12 protein-coding genes are annotated in these 16,174 nt (G+C 72.3%); 4 read left to right on the top strand and 8 right to left on the bottom strand.

Annotation, left to right across the window (positions count from 1 at the left end):
- The first annotated feature begins 151 nt into the window (after positions 1-151).
- Positions 152-2,146, top strand: a complete 1,995-nt coding sequence (locus ACFYNS_RS22220) for a collagenase (protein WP_388604677.1) — start codon at positions 152-154, stop codon at positions 2,144-2,146.
- A 95-nt stretch (positions 2,147-2,241) separates the two neighbouring features.
- On the opposite strand, the gene ACFYNS_RS22225 is transcribed toward ACFYNS_RS22220, so the two are convergent.
- Complete coding sequence (locus ACFYNS_RS22225; protein ID WP_360291619.1) at positions 2,242-3,189, bottom strand: EamA family transporter; 948 nt, start codon at positions 3,187-3,189, stop codon at positions 2,242-2,244.
- Between the two features lie 69 nt (positions 3,190-3,258).
- On the opposite strand from ACFYNS_RS22225, the gene ACFYNS_RS22230 reads away from it, so the two are divergent.
- Positions 3,259-4,122, top strand: coding sequence for a LysR family transcriptional regulator (locus ACFYNS_RS22230; protein WP_388604678.1), 864 nt, complete (start codon positions 3,259-3,261; stop codon positions 4,120-4,122).
- Between the two features lie 89 nt (positions 4,123-4,211).
- Here the strand turns inward: ACFYNS_RS22230 and ACFYNS_RS22235 are convergent, their stop codons facing one another.
- The gene (locus ACFYNS_RS22235; RefSeq protein ID WP_360291614.1) at positions 4,212-5,534 is read right to left on the bottom strand and encodes an FAD-binding oxidoreductase; all 1,323 of its coding nucleotides are present in this window, start codon (positions 5,532-5,534) and stop codon (positions 4,212-4,214) included.
- A gap of 377 nt (positions 5,535-5,911) precedes the next feature.
- On the opposite strand from ACFYNS_RS22235, the gene ACFYNS_RS22240 reads away from it, so the two are divergent.
- Positions 5,912-6,889 (top strand): LysR family transcriptional regulator, encoded by a 978-nt coding sequence (locus ACFYNS_RS22240; protein ID WP_360291612.1) that lies wholly within the window; start codon positions 5,912-5,914, stop codon positions 6,887-6,889.
- Between the two features lie 209 nt (positions 6,890-7,098).
- Here the strand turns inward: ACFYNS_RS22240 and ACFYNS_RS22245 are convergent, their stop codons facing one another.
- The 5 genes from ACFYNS_RS22245 to ACFYNS_RS22265 all read right to left on the bottom strand — a co-directional run bounded on the left by ACFYNS_RS22245 (position 7,099) and on the right by ACFYNS_RS22265 (position 12,853).
- Positions 7,099-8,010 carry a hypothetical protein gene (locus ACFYNS_RS22245; protein ID WP_360291609.1) on the bottom strand — a complete coding sequence of 304 codons (912 nt, stop codon included), beginning with the start codon at positions 8,008-8,010 and terminating at the stop codon, positions 7,099-7,101.
- Between the two features lie 108 nt (positions 8,011-8,118).
- Entirely contained in the window at positions 8,119-9,495 is a 1,377-nt protein-coding gene (locus tag ACFYNS_RS22250; protein WP_388604681.1) for a GH1 family beta-glucosidase, read from the bottom strand.
- A gap of 56 nt (positions 9,496-9,551) precedes the next feature.
- A complete protein-coding gene (locus tag ACFYNS_RS22255) occupies positions 9,552-10,451 on the bottom strand; it encodes a carbohydrate ABC transporter permease (protein ID WP_388604683.1) in 900 nt (299 codons plus the stop codon).
- Positions 10,444-11,520, bottom strand: a complete 1,077-nt coding sequence (locus tag ACFYNS_RS22260) for a carbohydrate ABC transporter permease (protein WP_388604685.1) — start codon at positions 11,518-11,520, stop codon at positions 10,444-10,446. Before ACFYNS_RS22260 ends, ACFYNS_RS22255 begins: the two co-directional genes overlap by 8 nt.
- Positions 11,521-11,527: 7 nt before the next feature.
- The gene (locus tag ACFYNS_RS22265) at positions 11,528-12,853 is read right to left on the bottom strand and encodes a sugar ABC transporter substrate-binding protein (RefSeq protein WP_360291601.1); all 1,326 of its coding nucleotides are present in this window, start codon (positions 12,851-12,853) and stop codon (positions 11,528-11,530) included.
- A 144-nt stretch (positions 12,854-12,997) separates the two neighbouring features.
- On the opposite strand from ACFYNS_RS22265, the gene ACFYNS_RS22270 reads away from it, so the two are divergent.
- Positions 12,998-14,275 (top strand): ROK family protein, encoded by a 1,278-nt coding sequence (locus ACFYNS_RS22270; RefSeq protein WP_388604688.1) that lies wholly within the window; start codon positions 12,998-13,000, stop codon positions 14,273-14,275.
- Between the two features lie 113 nt (positions 14,276-14,388).
- Here ACFYNS_RS22270 and ACFYNS_RS22275 read toward each other — a convergent pair whose 3' ends face one another.
- On the bottom strand, positions 14,389-15,912 hold the full coding sequence (locus tag ACFYNS_RS22275) for a catalase (RefSeq protein ID WP_360291684.1): 1,524 nt from the start codon (positions 15,910-15,912) through the stop codon (positions 14,389-14,391).
- Positions 15,913-16,174 lie beyond the last annotated feature (262 nt).

The raw sequence follows: 16,174 nt of genomic DNA on the forward strand, positions 1-16,174 counted from the left end.
CGGCTCCGGGAATCCGGTGGCCGCACGCTTCTTCCTCCATGACATGTGATGTGTGAAATTGTACTGAGCCGATTCGACGTGCTCGCGTCAAGCGACGCAGCGCGCAACCCCCTCGGATCGGAACGGTGAACACCCCCACAGGAGGCATCAGATGCTCTGGCGAGGACGCAGAACGCGCAACCCGTTACGCAGCCACCTGATACGTGCCGTCGGCGCCGGAACCCTCGCGCTCTCCCTCGCCGCTGGCGCCGGCCAGCCCGGCGGCGCCCCGGCCCGGGCCGCAGCGCCCGCAGACTCGGTACGGGATGCCGCCCCGGACCGGGGCAGCGGCCCCCTGGCGGTCCGCACCGGAGAGGAACCGGAGCACATCCAGGGCAGCCGGCTCGAAGTGGCGGACCGTGCCCCGCTCCCGGCGTCCCGGGACGGACTCCGCACGGACTACGACAGCCCCGCCCCCCGGTCGCCGCGCGAACGGCCCTCCGCCCGGCTCGCGCCGCACGACGGCCATGCCCGCGCCGCCTGTTCTCCCGGCGACTTCGCGCGGACCGGGGCTGCGCTCGTCGAACAGATCACCTCGGCCACGACGGGCTGCGTCAATTCCCTCTTCGGCCTGACCGGAAGCGACGCACACGGCGCCTTCCGCGAGGAGCAGATGGTGACCGCCGCAGACGCGCTGCGCAGCCGCTCCGTCTCCTATCCGGGAAACGGCAGCACCGGTATGCCGCAACTCGTGCTCTTCCTGCGGGCCGGCTACTACGTGCACTGGTACCACGAGCAGGACGTCGGCACCTACGGGCCGGAGCTGAAGACGGCTCTACGGGGCGGGCTCGACGCCTTCTTCGGCTCGGCGCACTCCCACGACGTCACGGACGCCAACGGCGAGATCCTGTCCGAGGCGGTCACCCTCATCGACAGCGCGGAGGAGAACGCGCACTACCTCGACGTCGTCAAGCGGATGCTGACCGGCTACGACAGCTCCTACGACGACAAGTACTGGATGGTCAACGCCGTCAACAACGCCTACGGGGTGCTGTGGCGGGGCCATCAGATGCCCGACTTCGTCCGGGCCGTGCAGCGGGATCCGCGCGTCCTGTGGACCCTGCACGCCTTCGCACGCGACCACCTCGGCCTGCTGGGCGGGGAGCGCTACTTCCTCACCTACAACGCGGGGCGCGAACTGGGGCGGTTCCTCCAGCACGCCGCGCTGCGCGGCACGGTCCGGCCGCTGGTGAAGGACCTGCTGGACGCCGGTGACATCACCGGCGACACCGCCGCACTGTGGGTGGGTGTCGCGGAGACGGCGGACGCGTACGACAGGGACAGGTGCGCGTACTACGGCGTCTGCGACCTCAAGGGCAAGCTGACGGAGGCCGTACTCAAGGACAGGAAGCCCTGCAGTGACAGCATCACCATGGTCGCCCAGGAGATGAGCGCCGAGGACTTCAGCGCCGCTTGCGACAGCCTCAACGGGCAGGACGCGTACTTCCACCGGGTCGCCCGGGACAGCGGGCCGGTCGCGGACGACGGGAACAGCAGCATCGAGGTCGTCGTCTTCGACTCCAGCCGCGACTACCGGATCTACGCGGGTGCCCTCTACGGCATCGACACCGACAACGGTGGCATGTACCTGGAGGGCGACCCGTCGGCAGCCGGCAACCTGCCCCGCTTCCTCGCCTACGAGGCCGAGTGGCTGCGGCCGGACTTCCGGATCTGGAACCTCAACCACGAGTACACGCACTATCTCGACGGCCGCTTCGACATGTACGGCGACTTCGCGGCCGGGACCTCCACTCCCACGGTCTGGTGGATCGAGGGCTTCGCGGAGTACGTGTCCTACTCCTACCGCCGACTCCGCTACGACGAGGCGATCGACCGGGCGGGCAGCAGGACCTACCCGCTGAGCACGCTGTTCGACACCACCTACGGGAACACCGACGCCGACCGCACCTACCGCTGGGGGTACCTGGCCGTGCGGTACATGCTGGAGGAACACCCCGGCGCGGTGGACGCGGTGCTGGCCTCCTACCGGACGGGCGCCTGGGGCACCGCCCGCCGATACCTGGAGGAGACCATCGGTTCGCGGTACGACCAGGACTGGTATGCCTGGCTCGACGCCTGCGCGACCGGCGCCTGCACGACCGGGTAGCCGAACCGCCGCCGGGGCCGGCGCGCTGCGCCGGGCCCCGGCGCCACCGGTCCGAGCACGCACGGCCCGCCGCGGAAGCCGCGGCGGGCCCCGCGTCACTTCCGGTCCGCGCCCCCGCTGCGCACCGCGCCCGCGCTGGCTCCGATCACCAGGGCGACGGCCAGACACTGCACGGCCGTGAGTTCCTGGCCCAGCACCAGGAACCCCGCCAGTGCCGCGATCCCGGGAGCCAGACTCATCAGCACCGCGAACGTCGCCGCAGGCAGCCGGCGCAGCGCCAGCAACTCCAGGGTGTAGGGCACTCCCGAGGACAGCAGCGCCACCGCCAGCCCGAGCCCCAGCACCTCCGGCTCCAGCAGCACACCGCCCGCCGACCCGATCCCCAGCGGCAGGCTGACGAGCGCGGCCACCGCCATCGCCACGGCAAGTCCGTCCAGCCGCGGGAAGCGGGCCCCGGTCCGGGAGTTGAAGACGATGTAGGCCGCCCACATGGCGCCGGCACCCAGCGCGAAGGCGACGCCGTCCGGGCTCAGCGTGTCGAAACCGCTCCGGCCGAGCAGGAAGACGCCCGCGAGTGCCAGCCCCGCCCACACCAGGCTCAGCGCCTTGCGCGCGGTGACGACGGACAGCGCGAGGGGACCGAGCACTTCCAACGTCACCGCCGGACCGAGCGGAATCCGGTCGACCGCCTGGTAGAACAGGGTGTTCATACCGGCGAGCGCCAGCCCGAAGGCGACCACCACGGCCCAGTCAGCGCGGCTGTGCCCGCGCAGCCGGGGGCGGCAGACCACCAGCAGCAGTACGGCCGCGAGCGTCACCCGCAGTGCCACCACCCCCAGGGCTCCGGCACGCGGGAAGAGCAGGGCCGCGACGGCCGAACCGAACTGCACGGAGAACGCGCCGGCCAGCACCAGCCCGATGCCGCCGAGGCTGCCGACCCCCGCAGGCACGCGGGCGGATCCCGCCCCGCCTGCCGCAACCGTGCCGGGCGCTGTCGCGGATCCGTCGCCCGCGGTCTCCACCCCGGAACCCGTATGTGTCATGCGGCTCACGCTACGCGCCGACCCCTGCGCCGTGAAATGCCGAATGCTCTGCGGTTATGCTTCACAGGCATGACTATGGAGCTGCGCCATCTGCGGGCCTTCCTCGCCATCGCCGAGGAAGGCAGCATCACGCGTGCCGCCGCCAGGCTGCACACCGGCCAGCCCGCGCTCTCCCGGACGCTGCGCCAGTTGGAGGACCATCTCGGCGTACGCCTGATCGACCGCTCCACCCACCATCTCGACCTCACCGCGGCCGGCCGCACCTTCCGCGACCGCGCCGCGACCGCGCTGGCCGCCGCGGACGCGGCCTTCGACCCCCGTTCGCTGTCCGCGGCCCGGCCGCTGCGCCTCGGGCATCCGTGGGCCGCGCTCGGGAGCTGGACCGTCCCGCTGCTGCGCCGCTGGGACCAGGAGCACCCCGAGGTGCCGCTGGAGCTGCGCCGGATCGACGACCGCACGGCCGGACTCACCCGGGGCAGGGTGGACGCCGCACTGCTGCGGGGCCGGGTCCCGCTGCCCGGCATGATCACGGAGCTCCTGCTGGAGGAGGAACGCGTGGCCGTGGTCCCCGAGGGCAGCAGCCTCGCGCACCGCGACACGCTCACCCTGGCGGACCTCGCGGCCTGGCCGATCGCGCTGAACACCGTCGCGGGCACCACCACCCTGGACCTGTGGCCCGCCGACGCCCGGCCCGCGCGGACGCTGGAGGTGGCCAACACGGACGAGTGGCTGACCGTGATCGCCGCCGGCCGGGCGGTGGGCATCACGACCTCGGCGACGCCCGGACTGCACTCCCAGCCGACGCTCGCCTACCGCCCGCTGACCGACGCGCCGCCGGTTCCGCTGGTGCTGGCCTGGCACCGCGACGTACCGGCCCACCCGGCGATCCCCGCGCTGATCGGCCTCGTCCGTGACGTGGTCGCGGGACGCTGACCGGTGCGGTTCCGGGCACCCGGCATACCGGGGGACGGCCGTCCCCCGGTATGCCGGGCGGTGACCGCTCGGCCGCTCCGGACGGGCGGTCAGGGCAGCAGGGGGAAGTTGCTGCGGAAGAGGCGGTCCGGGTCACGGTGGTGCTTGAGAGCGCGGATCCGGTCCAGTGCGGCCGGGGGCAGCGCCTTCTCGATCGCCTCGCCCGGAGCGAGAAACGACAGCGGCGCCCGTCCGCTGACGGGGAGAGCCTCCGCGAGCGCACGCTGCTTGGTGGTCACCGCCTCGGCGGCCACCGGATCGGTGGGGACGCCGAACAAGTAGAGCGCGTACGGCTCGGTCAGCGGTCCGTGCGGGCTCCCGGACGGCTGCGCGAGGGCGCCGCCCAGGTGTCTGACCTGGACACTCAGCAGCGGCGCCACCGGCTCGGCGAGGAGTGCCCCGGCAGCCCGTTCATCCAGTGCGGTCAGGAGTTCACCGCGGGAGAGTCCGGCGCCGGGCTCGGTGGGCTCCGCCGTGATGGAGCCGAGCGCGGATACCGGCATGACGCTTCTGCTGTCCGACAGCGGCCGCGGCAGACCGTCCAAGGGACCGAGGAGTTCCTTCGCTTCGCGCTCCGCACCGAGGTGGGTGGCGTCCACCGCCACCATGGGCGCGGCCCCGGGGAAGTGCAGCAGGTCGAACCAGAGCGTCAGCTCATCGGGAGCCGCAGCCGTGAGCTGTCGGTACACCTCGAGCACCGCGCCGGCGTGCTCGGCGGCCCACAGGACTCTGCCGCCGTACAGCTCCGGCGCGGGGTGCAGGGCGAGTTCGAGTGCCGTGACGACGGCCAGATCCCCGCCGCCGCCCCGCAGGCCCCAGAACAGGTCCGGATCGCTGTCGCCGGTGACGCGCCGCTGCTCCCCCTCGGCGTCCACGATGTCGAAGGCGGTGACGCTGTCGGCGACCCAACCGAACTTGCGGCCGAACCAGCTCAGTCCGCCGCCCAGCGCCACCCCGGCGACGCTGACCACCGGGGAGCTGCCGGGCAGGCCGGTGAGTCCGTGGCGTGCGGCGGCGGCCTGGACCCTGCCGGAGGGCACGCCCGCTCCCACTCGGGCCCGGCGGCGGACCGGGTCGATCTCCAGGGCGTCCAGTCGGCCGGTGCGCAACAGGATGCAACCGGCTGTGCGTCCGGTGGCACCGTGCCCATTGGGCTGGGTGGCGATACCGGTGCCGGTGCTGCGGGCATGGCGCACGAGTGCGGCCACGTCGTCGGCGTCGGCCGCCTCGACCACGGCAGCGACAGGCTGTTCGACGGCCAGGTTCCAGGGACGCCGCGCCTCGTCGAAGCCGGGGTCGTCCGGCAGTGTGACCGGGCCTCGGACGGCGGTGCGCAGGGCGCGGTGATCGGTGATGGTGCGGGGCTCGTTCATGGCGTGTCCTCGTGTGAGCAGGGGCGGGTGGCCCGGACGGCGGGTCGGGCGCGGCGGGTGTCGGCCCGCCGCCCGCGGCGGGCCCGCGGATCGGGGTGGTCAGGCGATGAGCGCGGCGGGGTCGCCCGTCCACCAGGCGTTGCGGATCCGCATCCGGCGGACTGTCCAGCGTGCGCCGTCGCGCTCCAGTTCGACGTCGCGGGGGTTCTTCAGCAGAGCGGACGTGGTGCGGTCGGGGCGGCCCTCGCCTGCGGGGTGGTGACGAACACAGCAGCTCCTTCGCGACGGTGGAGGACCTCCGAGGGGATACAGACTCGGCGAGCGCGCGGGCCGGATCAATGCGCTTCCGCGCAGGGACCGTGAAGCGTGGGTAAATAATGCTGCGCACCGCGGGCAACGGTGACCGGCCGCCGCCCGGCACCGCGCGCGGGTGGGGAACACCGGAGGGCAGGGGGCTCATGCTGGAGCGGTACGAGGTCGAGACACTGCTGGTGCTCGCCGAGGAGCTGCATTTCGGCCGGACCGCCGAGCGGCTGCGGGTCTCCCCCGCCCGGATCAGCCAGACGATCAGCAAGCTGGAGCGCCGCACCGGGGTTCCGCTGTTCAACCGCACCAGTCGGCGCGTCGAGCTGACTCCTGCCGGACGCCGGCTGTGCGCGAGCCTGCGTCCCGCCTGGGAACAAGTCACCGCGGCGTTCGAGCAGGCCGTCGCCACCGGCCGCGGCCTCACCGGCACGCTGCGTATCGGCTTCGTCGGCGCCGCGGGTGGACAGCTGCTCGCCGGTGCCGGCGAGGAATTCCGGCACCAGCACTCCGATTGCGACGTCCTCCTGCGCGAAGCGCAGATGACCGACCTGATGCCGTGGCTGCGGGACGGGGAGGTCGACCTGGCACTGGCCACCTTCCCGTTCGAGGACCCGGGCATCGTTGCGGGTCCGGTGCTGGTGGCGGAGGCCCGGCTGCTGGCAGTCCCGGCAGGGCACCCGTTCGCGCGCCGTGCTTCGCTGCGGATGGAGGATCTCGCCCGCGTCACGCTGCTCCAGCTCCCCGACAACCTGCCCGAGTCCCTGCGCGCGGACCGGACGCCGAGGACCACCCCGTCCGGGAAGCCCATCGCACCGGGGCCGTCCGCGTCGACGTTCATGGAGATCCTCACCCTGGTCGGCGCAGGTCTCGGCGTCTTCCCGGTGGGCGCCCAGGCCCGCCGTTACTACGTCAGGCCGGATGTCGCCTACGTCCGCATCGAAGACGCCCCGCCGCTGCGCTGGGGGCTGATCTGGCGCAGCGAAAACGCCACAGCTCGCGTACACGCGTTCGCCCAGGCGGCCCGCCGGCTCGTCACCGACGACAGGTGAGGGGTGCTCGCCACCGCCGCCGCCTGCCGCACGGATGCCACGCACCGCGGTGTTCGGTGCCGCCCGCGCTGCCTGCGCCCCGCTGCCCCAGCCGTATCCGGCGGCCCGCGCGGCCAGGACCACGGCCCGGAACCTGCCCGGCCCTCGGGGGCGCCCCGGGAGACCGCGCGCGTTCAGCGGAGTTCAGCGACGACAGCGTGCCCGAGAGGTCAGCTCCAGCTCGGTGTCGGCCCGAGCCGGGAGCGGAAGGGAACCGGCCGGCCGGAGTCCGCGTCGAGCAGGACGCGGTCCTCCAGGGGCCGCCGCAGGGGCACCGTCACCTGCTGGCGGACGGCCTGCTTGGTGCACAGGGCACCCGGTTCCCGGTCCTCGCGCTCCTTGACGGAGGCGGTCAGTACCACGCTGCCGGACGACTCCCGCGCCTCCACTCGCGCACCGTCGTCGCAGACCCCGTGCCGGGCGGCCACGGTGACCGACCGCCCGTCGGGGGAGATCCGCACCAGGTGTTCGAGGGAGCTGCGGGAGCCGGGGGTGTGCCCGATCGGCGAGCGCGGCAGCGCGGAGGGGACGGCGGCGGCCCGCACCAGCGGAGCGTCGTAGCCCTTCAGGGTGAACAGCCAGGCGGGGACGGTCGCCCGTCCCTGGCCGGTGGCCACGCTCGCCTCTCCCGGCTTCGCCCCGGTCACCGTCAGATGGGGCTCGGTGGTGCTGCGCTTCAGCGCCTCTAACGCCTCGTCCGCCGGGATCAGCGGCCGGGTGAGCGACCGGCCGCCGTCCGGCACCACCCGGCCGCTCGTCCGCTCGGCCTCCGGCAGCTCTCCCCGGAGGACGAAGCTGCCGCTGCGGTACGCCTCTTCGTCGGCGCTGCTGTGCAGGCCGCCGCGCGGCGTGCGGACCACCTCGCCCAGAGGGTGATACCCGGCGCGCCACGCGGCGGCGGCGCGGGAGCCGTCCCAGGCGGCGGCGACCTGCCGGGCTCGGTCGGCGCGCGCCCGGCTGCCGCCGTCGCCAGAAGCGTCCCCGGCCTGCTGCGGGCCGCAGCCGGCACCCGCGCCCAGCGCGGCGGCGGTCAGGGTTGCCGCGGCGAGCAGTCCGGCGGAGCGCTGTGATCGGACCCGCATACGACCTCCCGGAGGATGAATGGGGCGGACCGCCCCCTCGCGGCGGCGGGTTCCCGGCACCGCTGTGACGGCAGCCGCCCTCAGGCGGTTCCGGCGGCGCCCACCGGGCTAAGCGGCGCGGTTCCGGCGGGCGCGGTGGGTGCGGACGAGGTCGGCGTAGCGGCGGCCGCTGGTCTTGACGGTCCGCCGCTGGGTGGCGTAGTCGACGTGGACGAGGCCGAAGCGCTGCGCGTACCCGTAGGCCCATTCGAAGTTGTCCAGCAGCGACCAGGCGAAGTATCCCCGCAGCGGCACCCCTTGGCGCACGGCGCGGACGCAGGCGGCCAGGTGCTCTTCCAGGTAGCGGGTGCGCTCGGGGTCGTGTACCTGTCCGTCGGGGCCGACGGTGTCCGGGTAGGCGGCGCCGTTCTCGGTGACGTAGAGGCAGCGTGCCCCGTAGTCGTCCGTCATCCGGCGCAGGGTCTTGGCCAGCCCCTCGGCGTGCACCTCCCAGCCCATACCGGTCACACGTGCTCCGGCGGGCAGTTCGGCGGACCGGGCCCGGGGGAAAGGACCCGCGGGGTCGTCGCGGAGCACGTTGCGGAAGTAGTAGTTGAGTCCGAGCCAGTCCAGCGGCTCGGCGACGGTCTTTGCGTCGCCGGGGCGCTGCGGCGGCTCCGTCCCGTACAGCTCGACCATGTCCTGCGGGTAGCCGCGGCCGTGCAGCGGGTCCATCCACCAGCGGTTGACGTGCCCGTCGGCGCGCCGTGCGGCCTCGGCGTCCGCCGCGCTGCCGGAGGCGGGTTCGCAGTGGGTGAGGTTGTTGACGATGCCCACCCGCGCGCCGGGGACCGCGGCGCGCAGCGCCTGGACGGCGAGTCCGTGTCCGAGGTGGAGGTGGAAGGAGGCCCGCACGGCGTCGGCGATGTCGGTGCGGCCGGGTGCCATCCGGCCTTCGTAGTGGCCGATCCAGGCCGAGCACAGCGGCTCGTTGAGGGTGCACCAGTGTTGGATGCGGTCTCCGAGGCGGTCGGCGACGACGGCCGTGTAGGCGGCGAAGCGCTCCGCGGTCTCCCGGGCGGGCCAGCCGCCCCGGTCCTGGAGTGCCTGGGGCAGATCCCAGTGGTAGAGCGTGGGGAAGGGGGTGATGCCCGCCTCCAGCAGCGCGTCGGTGAGCCGGTCGTAGAAGGCCAGGCCCGGCTCGTTGACGGTGCCGCCGCCGTCCGGCAGGACGCGGGGCCAGGCGATGGAGAACCGGTAGGCGTCCAGGCCCAGTTCGCCCAGCAGGCCGAGGTCCTCGCGCCAGCGGTGATAGTGGTCGCAGGCCACGTCCCCGGTGTCACCGCCGTCGACCCTGCCCGGGGTGTGGCTGAAGGTGTCCCAGATGGAGGGCTTGCGGCCGTCCTCGTCGACGGCGCCCTCCACCTGATAGGCGGCGGTGGCGGCGCCCCAGAGGAAGTCGTCGGGGAGGGCGTCGAGGTGCGCTGCGAAATGCGTCTCGGGCACAGAGGTCCTTTCGGGATGCGCCGGGCCGGGGTGCGGGAGCCGGGCGGTGTGGTCGGTCACTTGACGGCGCCGGCGGTCAGCCCGGCGACGAGGTAGCGCTGCAGGAGGAGGAATCCGGCGACGACGGGCACGCTGACGACCAGCGAGGCGGCCATGACCTGGTTCCAGTAGACCTCGGTCTGGGTGGCGTATCCCTGCAGTCCGATGGAGAGCGTGCGGGTCGCGTCGTTGGTCATCACCGAGGCGAACAGCACCTCTCCCCAGGCGGTCATGAACGAGTAGACGGTGACGGCGATGATGCCGGGCACGGCAGCGGGGATGAGGACGCGGAAGAGCGCCCCCAGCGGTCCGCAGCCGTCCACCAGGGCGGCCTCGTCCAGGTCCCGGGGGATGGAGGCGAAATAGCCGGCCAGCATCCAGATGGACAGCGGCAGGGTGAAGGTCATGTAGGTGAGGATCAGCGCGCCCCGGGAGCCGTACAGGGCCAGCCCGGTGGCGTTGCCGACGTTCACGAACAGCAGGAAGAGCGGGAGCAGGAACAGGATGCCGGGGAACATCTGGGTGGAGAGCACTGTGACGGTGAAGACCTGCCTGCCGCGGAACCGGTAGCGGCTGACGGCGTAGGCGGCGAAGACCGCGACCGCCACAGAACAGGCCGTCGCCGAGGCGGAGACGATCAGCGAGTTCAGGAAGTAGCGGCCCAGCGGCACGGTGCGCCAGATGTCCCGGTACGGCTGCAGCGTCAGTTCGGCCGGAATCCAGCGGAAGGCGCCGGAGACCTCTTCGAGGGGCTTGAGCGAGCTGCTGACCATGACGTACAGCGGGGTCGCGGTGAAGACCGCCAGCAGGGTCAGCACGATGCGGCGGGTCCACACGAAGGACCTCGGCAGGGCCGTCGGGCTGCGGCGCCGGGCCGCGGGGCCGGACGCCCGGTGCGCGGTGACCGTGTCAGACATCGGCGGATCCTCTCCCCCGGTTGGTCAGCAGCAGGTAGCCGGCCGTCACCAGCAGCAGGAACAGCAGGAGCAGCACGGACATCGCCGAGCCGGCGCCGAAGTCCCAGGTGACGAAGGACGACTGGTAGATGTGCAGCGAGACCAGGTCGGCGGACTGCGGAGCGGACTTGCCGAACAGCACGAACGGGACGTTGAAGTCGTTGAACGTCCACAGGAACAGCACCAGCACCAGCACCTGGTTGACGGGACGCAGCGCGGGCAGGGTGATGTGCCGGATCTGCCGCCACATTCCGGCTCCGTCGAGGGCGGACGCCTCGTAGAGGTCGGCGGATACGTTCTGCAGCGCCGCTGTGAGCAGCAGAAAGGCGAACGGCCAGGTGCGCCAGACCGCCACGAGCAGCAGCGCGACGAAGCTGTTGTCGCCGACCAGCCAGAACGGCTTGCCGTCGGTGAGTCCGAGCTGGTCGTGGAGGATGTGGTTGAGCAGTCCGTTGTCGTGCTGGAGCAGGAAGGACCAGGTGATGACGGCCGCGTACACGGGCAGCGCGTACGGGGTGAGGAAGAGGGCGCGCAGCAGGCCCCGGCCCCGGAAGGCATCCTGCATCAGGATGGCCGCGGTGACTCCGAGCAGCCAGGAGAGGCCGACGGCCAGGACGGTGAAGCCGCAGGTGACGGCGAACGAGCGCAGCAGCGCCTCGCCTACCGGTGTGTCGAAGTCCACGGCGACCCGGAAGTTGTCCAGTCCGGCCCAGGGGGCTGCGCTCCAGTCGCTGATGTACTCCTGGGTCAGATCCTTGAAGGCCATCACGATGCCGGTGGCCATCGGCACCAGGTGGATGAGGAGTTCGAGCGCCAGCGCCGGGAGCAGCAGCAGATAGGGCAGTCCCGCGCTGCGGACCCGGTCGCGCAGCGGGGAGCCGGCCGCCGGGCGCTTCGCCCGGGACAGAGCCGGGTCTCCTGGCTCTGCCGGCGGGTGCCCCGGAGCCGGGGCAGGGGCCGCCCGGTTGGGGCCGCGGGCGGTGTCGCCCGCAGGCGGCGCCGGGGTGCGGGGAGCGGGGTCCGCGGTCACGGCCGGGTCACTTCCCCATCTGCTGCTGGGCCTTGGTGAGGGCCTCGCGCACCGTCTTCTCGGTGACCGGCCGGCCCGCGGCGGCGTCGGCGAAGAGCCGTTTGACCGCCGTGCCCACCAGGGTCTCGAACTTCGACTCGTCCGGTACCTGGGGCAGCGGTGCGGCGCTGGAGGAGAGCACGGAGCGCAGCACGGCCTCGTCCTTGTCCCGCGGCTTCGCCTGCTGGGCCTCCAGCACCGGTGAGACGGAGCCGTAGGCGTCGGTGAGGATGCGCTGCTCCTTCGTGGAGGTCATGAAGGACACGAACTTCATGGCACCGTCGAGGTTGTCGGTGTGGTTGAAGACACCGATGTTGATGCCCGCGACCATGGAGTTGACCTTGGTCGTGCCGCCGGAGGCCGTGGCGTCCTGCCGGCTTTGGAAGGGGACCGGTGCGATGCCGTATTCGTCCGGCTTCATCCCGTGCGCCAGCAGCGAGGTACGGGCCGCCTGCCACAGCAGCATTCCGGCCTTGCCGGTGGCGAAGTCCTTCACCGACTGGTTCTGCGCGTACTCCGCGTTGCCCTTGGCCGCGATGCCGTCCTCGGCCAGGAAGTCCACGTACTGCTTGACGGCTTTGACGTTGCCGGGCTTGTCGAAGGTGGGGCGGCCGCTCTCGTCGAAGAAGTCGGCACCGTGCTGCTTGCCGAAGACGAAGGCGTGGTGGGCGTTCTCGACCGGGTTGCCGCCCTCGACGGCGAGTCCGTGGCGGCCGCCGCGGGTGAGTTTCTTCCCGTCGGCGACGAGTTCGTCCCAGGTGACCGGCGGGCCGTCGATCCCCGCCTGGCGGAACATTTTCTTGTTCCAGTAGAGCGCGTAGGTCAGCGAGTACAGCGGCACCGCGGCCGGGGGCTTGCCCTCGGCTCCGGTGGCGGCCAGCGCCGCCTTGCTGAACCGGTCGGCACCGCCGACGTCGGCCAAGCGCGCGTCGTCGAACGGGAGCAGTGCCTTGCTCTTCTGCAGCGAGGAGGACCAGGTGTTGCCGATGTTGAGGACGTCCGGGCCCTGCCCGGAGGAGGCCGCGGCCAGGATCCGGTCCAGGAGGTTGGACCAGGGCACGACCTCCAGCTTGACCTCGATGCCGGTCCGCTTCTCGAACTTCTTCAGCTCCGGGGCCAGGACCTTCTTGTCGGCTTCGATGCTCGAACCCTGGTTGGTGGCCCAGTAGGTGAGTTCGCCGGGGTTGTCGTTGCTGCCCCCGCTGTTGGTGGCCGAGCCGCCTCCGCAGCCGGATGCGGCCGCGGTCAGGGCGGTGACGAGCGCGGCTGCGGCCGCGGTACGGAATCTGCGCATGGCGGACAGTCCTCCGGGAGGTGAGGAGGCGAGCGTTGAACACCTGAAGGCGGCTCGCACTTTTCTTGGGTCGTGAGTTAAGTGGTGGAAGAAGGGGTCGTCAAGACGTCGCGCACGGGTAGATTGCGCGGGGAAGGGAGTCACATGCGCCAGGAGAACCGGCGGACAGTGCGTGATCTGCGCCGCACCAACCGCTCCAGCACGCTGCGCCACCTGTACTTCGAAGGACCCCTGAGCCGACAGGAGTTGGTCCCGGCCACCGGCCTGAGCTCCGCGTCGGTCAGCAACGTCACCGCCGAACTGCTCGGCGAGGGCCTGCTGGAGGAGGCGGGTTCCGCCGAGTCCGAGGGCGGCCGGCCGCGTACCCTGCTGCGGGTGGCACCCGGGGCCGGGACGCTGATCGGCGTGGATGTGGGAGAGACCCGGGTACGCGTTGAATTCTTCAACCTTGCGCTGGACGAACACGCCCGTGCCGAATACCCCCTGCACGACGGCGGCCACCAGGCCGCGCACGTGGTGCGGCTGATCGCGGACGGTCTCGCCGCGGTACGGGAGAGCGCCGCGGGCTCGATGCCGCCGCAGCCGCTGGGACCGACGCTGGGCGTGGGTGTCGGTGTACCCGGCATCGTCGACCGCGGCGCGGCGGGCGGCGCGGTGGTGCACGGGCAGACCGTGGGCTGGGACGCGGTTCCGCTGGAGGAGCTGCTGCGCACCGAGGCGGAACTGCCCGACGAGATCCCGCTGCTGGTGTCGAACGGCGCCAAGACCCTGGGTCAGGCCGAGATGTGGTTCGGCGCCGGGCGGGGCGCGCGGGACGCGGTCGTGGCCCTCCTCGGCTCGGGTGTGGGCGCGGGTGTCATCACCGAGGGCGGCGCCTACGGACCCGGCTTCCGCGGAGCTGCCGAATGGGGGCACACCACGCTCCGCGCGGGCGGCCGCGCCTGCCGTTGCGGGGCGGCGGGGTGCCTGGAGGCGTATGTGGGAGCGGCAGCCGTGCTCGAGCGCTGGCGCGAGGCCGGAGGCAGCCCGCAGGGCGACCAGGAGGCGGGGCTGGCGCAACTGCTGGCGGCGGGCGATGACGCGGCCGAGGCGGTGCTGGCCGAGACCGCCGAGCACCTGGGCGCCGGCATCGCCAACCTCGTCAACCTCTTCAGCCCGGAACGTATCGTGCTGGCCGGCTGGGCCGGCCTCCTGCTGGGCGCCCGACTGCTGCCCGCCGTGCGCGAGGCCGCCCGGGCACGCGCACTGGCCCACCCCGCGGGGCGCACCGCGATCGAGCTGGGCAGGCTGGGGCCGGACGCCGTCACGGTGGGGGCGGCGACCCTGCCGCTGGCCCGCTTCCTGGAGACCGGAGGGCGCCCGGTCGGCTCCCCCGCGCACGGCTCCCCGCCCCGCGGTTCCGGCGCGGCGCGGACGGTCTGAGGACGCCGACGGGCGCCTCGCAACCCGCCGGGGCCGGTGCGGCAGGGGCCCGCGCCCGACCGTCCCGCTCCGGGTCCCCGCGGCGGCGGGGACCCGGATCTCTCAGCGCGGCGTCACGCCTTGACCTGCATGCTCTCCCGGGCGGGGTTGCCCTGCTGCGCGGCCTTCGGGTCCTTCTCGTGCCGCTTGGCGTGCACCCCCTCCTCGATGCGGGCGCCGACCCCGGCGTCGATGTTGCGCCAGTACTGGAACGCCCGCTGCAGCACGGGGTCGGTGACGCCGTTGAGCAGGTGCCCCACCACGTTGTCCACCAGGCGGTCCCGGGCGGCGTCGTCCATCACCTCGCGCACCAGGGTGCCTGCCTGGCCCCAGTCGTCGTCCTCGGGATGCGAGACGTACGCCGCCCGGGTGATCTCACCGTCCGCGTACCAGCTGGGCGGTGTGCCGTACCGGTCGGTGTCGGCCGCCGGCCCGCCCTTGGAGTTGGGTGCGTACACCGGGTCGGTGGTCAGCCGGTAGGCCATCGCCCCGTCCTTGGAGTAGGTGTGCGCGGGAACGACCGGGGCGTTGACGGGGAGCTGCTGGTAGTTGCCGCCGATGCGGTGGCGGTGCGCGTCCGCGTAGGAGAACAGCCGGGCCAGCAGCATGCGGTCCGGGCTCGGTCCGATGCCGGGCACCAGGTTGTTGGGCTGGAAGGCGGCCTGTTCGATCTGGGCGTGGTTGTCGGTCGGGTTGCGGTCCAGCGTCATCCTGCCGACCTCGATCAGCGGGTAGTCGCCGTGCGGCCACACCTTGGTCAGGTCGAAGGGGTTGAACCGGTAGTCCGCTGCCTCCTGATAGGGCATCACCTGCACGTACATGGTCCAGCTCGGGTACTGCCCGTCGCGGATGTGTTCGAACAGGTCGCGGGTGTGGTAGTCGGTGTCGGCCGCGGCCATCTGGTCTCCCTCGTGCTGAGTGAAGAACTCGATGCCCTGGTCGGTCTTGAACTGGTACTTGACCCAGAAGCGCTCCCCCGAGGCGTTGATCCACATGTAGGTGTGCGAGGTGTAGCCGTTCATGTGGCGCCAGCTGCGGGGGATCCCGCGGTCGCCCATCAGCCAGGTGACCTGGTGGGCGGACTCGGGAGAGAGAGTCCAGAAGTCCCATTGCATGTCGTGGTCGCGCAGATTGTTGTCGGCGCGGCGCTTCTGCGACCGGATGAAGTGCTGGAACTTCATCGGGTCCTTGACGAAGAAGACCGGCGTGTTGTTGCCGACCATGTCGTAGTTGCCTTCGCTGGTGTAGAACTTCACCGCGAAGCCCCTCGGATCCCGCCAGGTGTCGGGGCTGCCCCGCTCGCCGGCCACGGTCGAGAACCGCGTCACCAGCTCGGTGCGGGCACCGGGCTGGAAGAGGGCCGCCTTGGTGTAGGCGGTGACGTCGCCGGTCACCTCGAAGTGCCCGAACGCGCCGCTGCCCTTGGCGTGCGGCTGGCGCTCGGGGATCCGTTCCCGGTTGAACTGCGCCATCTGCTCGATCAGGTAGGCGTCCTGGAGCAGGACCGGCCCCCCGGGCCCGACGGTGAGGGAATGCTCGTCGCTTTCGACGGGGATGCCGGCATCCGTCGTCGTCGGCATGCGGTCCGCTTCCGCCATCGCTTCTGACTCCTTCTCGTCGCGGGCGCCCGCGGTCGCGCGGGCGCTGGTTTCACCACTGGAACGCAGCGAGGGCACCGGCCCCGGCAGCGGCGCGCCGGTGGACGGTGTTGCCGCCCCCCGGCACCCCGCTCGCGTCGGACCGGCTGCCGGGCCGATCCGAGGGCCCGGCAGGTCTCCGTCTCCACCGGTGAAGCAGGAGGATGCGCTTCGGCCGGTGCGGCACCGCTCCGGGAGGAATCCGGCACCCGCGCGGCGCCTC

Source organism: Streptomyces sp. NPDC006925 (assembly GCF_042869575.1).
Classification (GTDB): domain Bacteria; phylum Actinomycetota; class Actinomycetes; order Streptomycetales; family Streptomycetaceae; genus Streptomyces.

What these genes read in the sequence shown, in the direction of transcription:
- ACFYNS_RS22220 (WP_388604677.1), top strand. Translation starts at nt 152, where the DNA reads ATGCTCTGGCGAGGACGCAGAACGCGCAACCCGTTACGCAGCCACCTG.
- ACFYNS_RS22255 (WP_388604683.1), bottom strand. Translation starts at nt 10,451, where the DNA reads ATGTCTGACACGGTCACCGCGCACCGGGCGTCCGGCCCCGCGGCCCGG.
- ACFYNS_RS22235 (WP_360291614.1), bottom strand. Translation starts at nt 5,534, where the DNA reads ATGAACGAGCCCCGCACCATCACCGATCACCGCGCCCTGCGCACCGCC.
- ACFYNS_RS22270 (WP_388604688.1), top strand. Translation starts at nt 12,998, where the DNA reads ATGCGCCAGGAGAACCGGCGGACAGTGCGTGATCTGCGCCGCACCAAC.
- ACFYNS_RS22230 (WP_388604678.1), top strand. Translation starts at nt 3,259, where the DNA reads ATGACTATGGAGCTGCGCCATCTGCGGGCCTTCCTCGCCATCGCCGAG.
- ACFYNS_RS22240 (WP_360291612.1), top strand. Translation starts at nt 5,912, where the DNA reads ATGCTGCGCACCGCGGGCAACGGTGACCGGCCGCCGCCCGGCACCGCG.
- ACFYNS_RS22225 (WP_360291619.1), bottom strand. Translation starts at nt 3,189, where the DNA reads ATGACACATACGGGTTCCGGGGTGGAGACCGCGGGCGACGGATCCGCG.
- ACFYNS_RS22265 (WP_360291601.1), bottom strand. Translation starts at nt 12,853, where the DNA reads ATGCGCAGATTCCGTACCGCGGCCGCAGCCGCGCTCGTCACCGCCCTG.
- ACFYNS_RS22275 (WP_360291684.1), bottom strand. Translation starts at nt 15,912, where the DNA reads ATGGCGGAAGCGGACCGCATGCCGACGACGACGGATGCCGGCATCCCC.
- ACFYNS_RS22245 (WP_360291609.1), bottom strand. Translation starts at nt 8,010, where the DNA reads ATGCGGGTCCGATCACAGCGCTCCGCCGGACTGCTCGCCGCGGCAACC.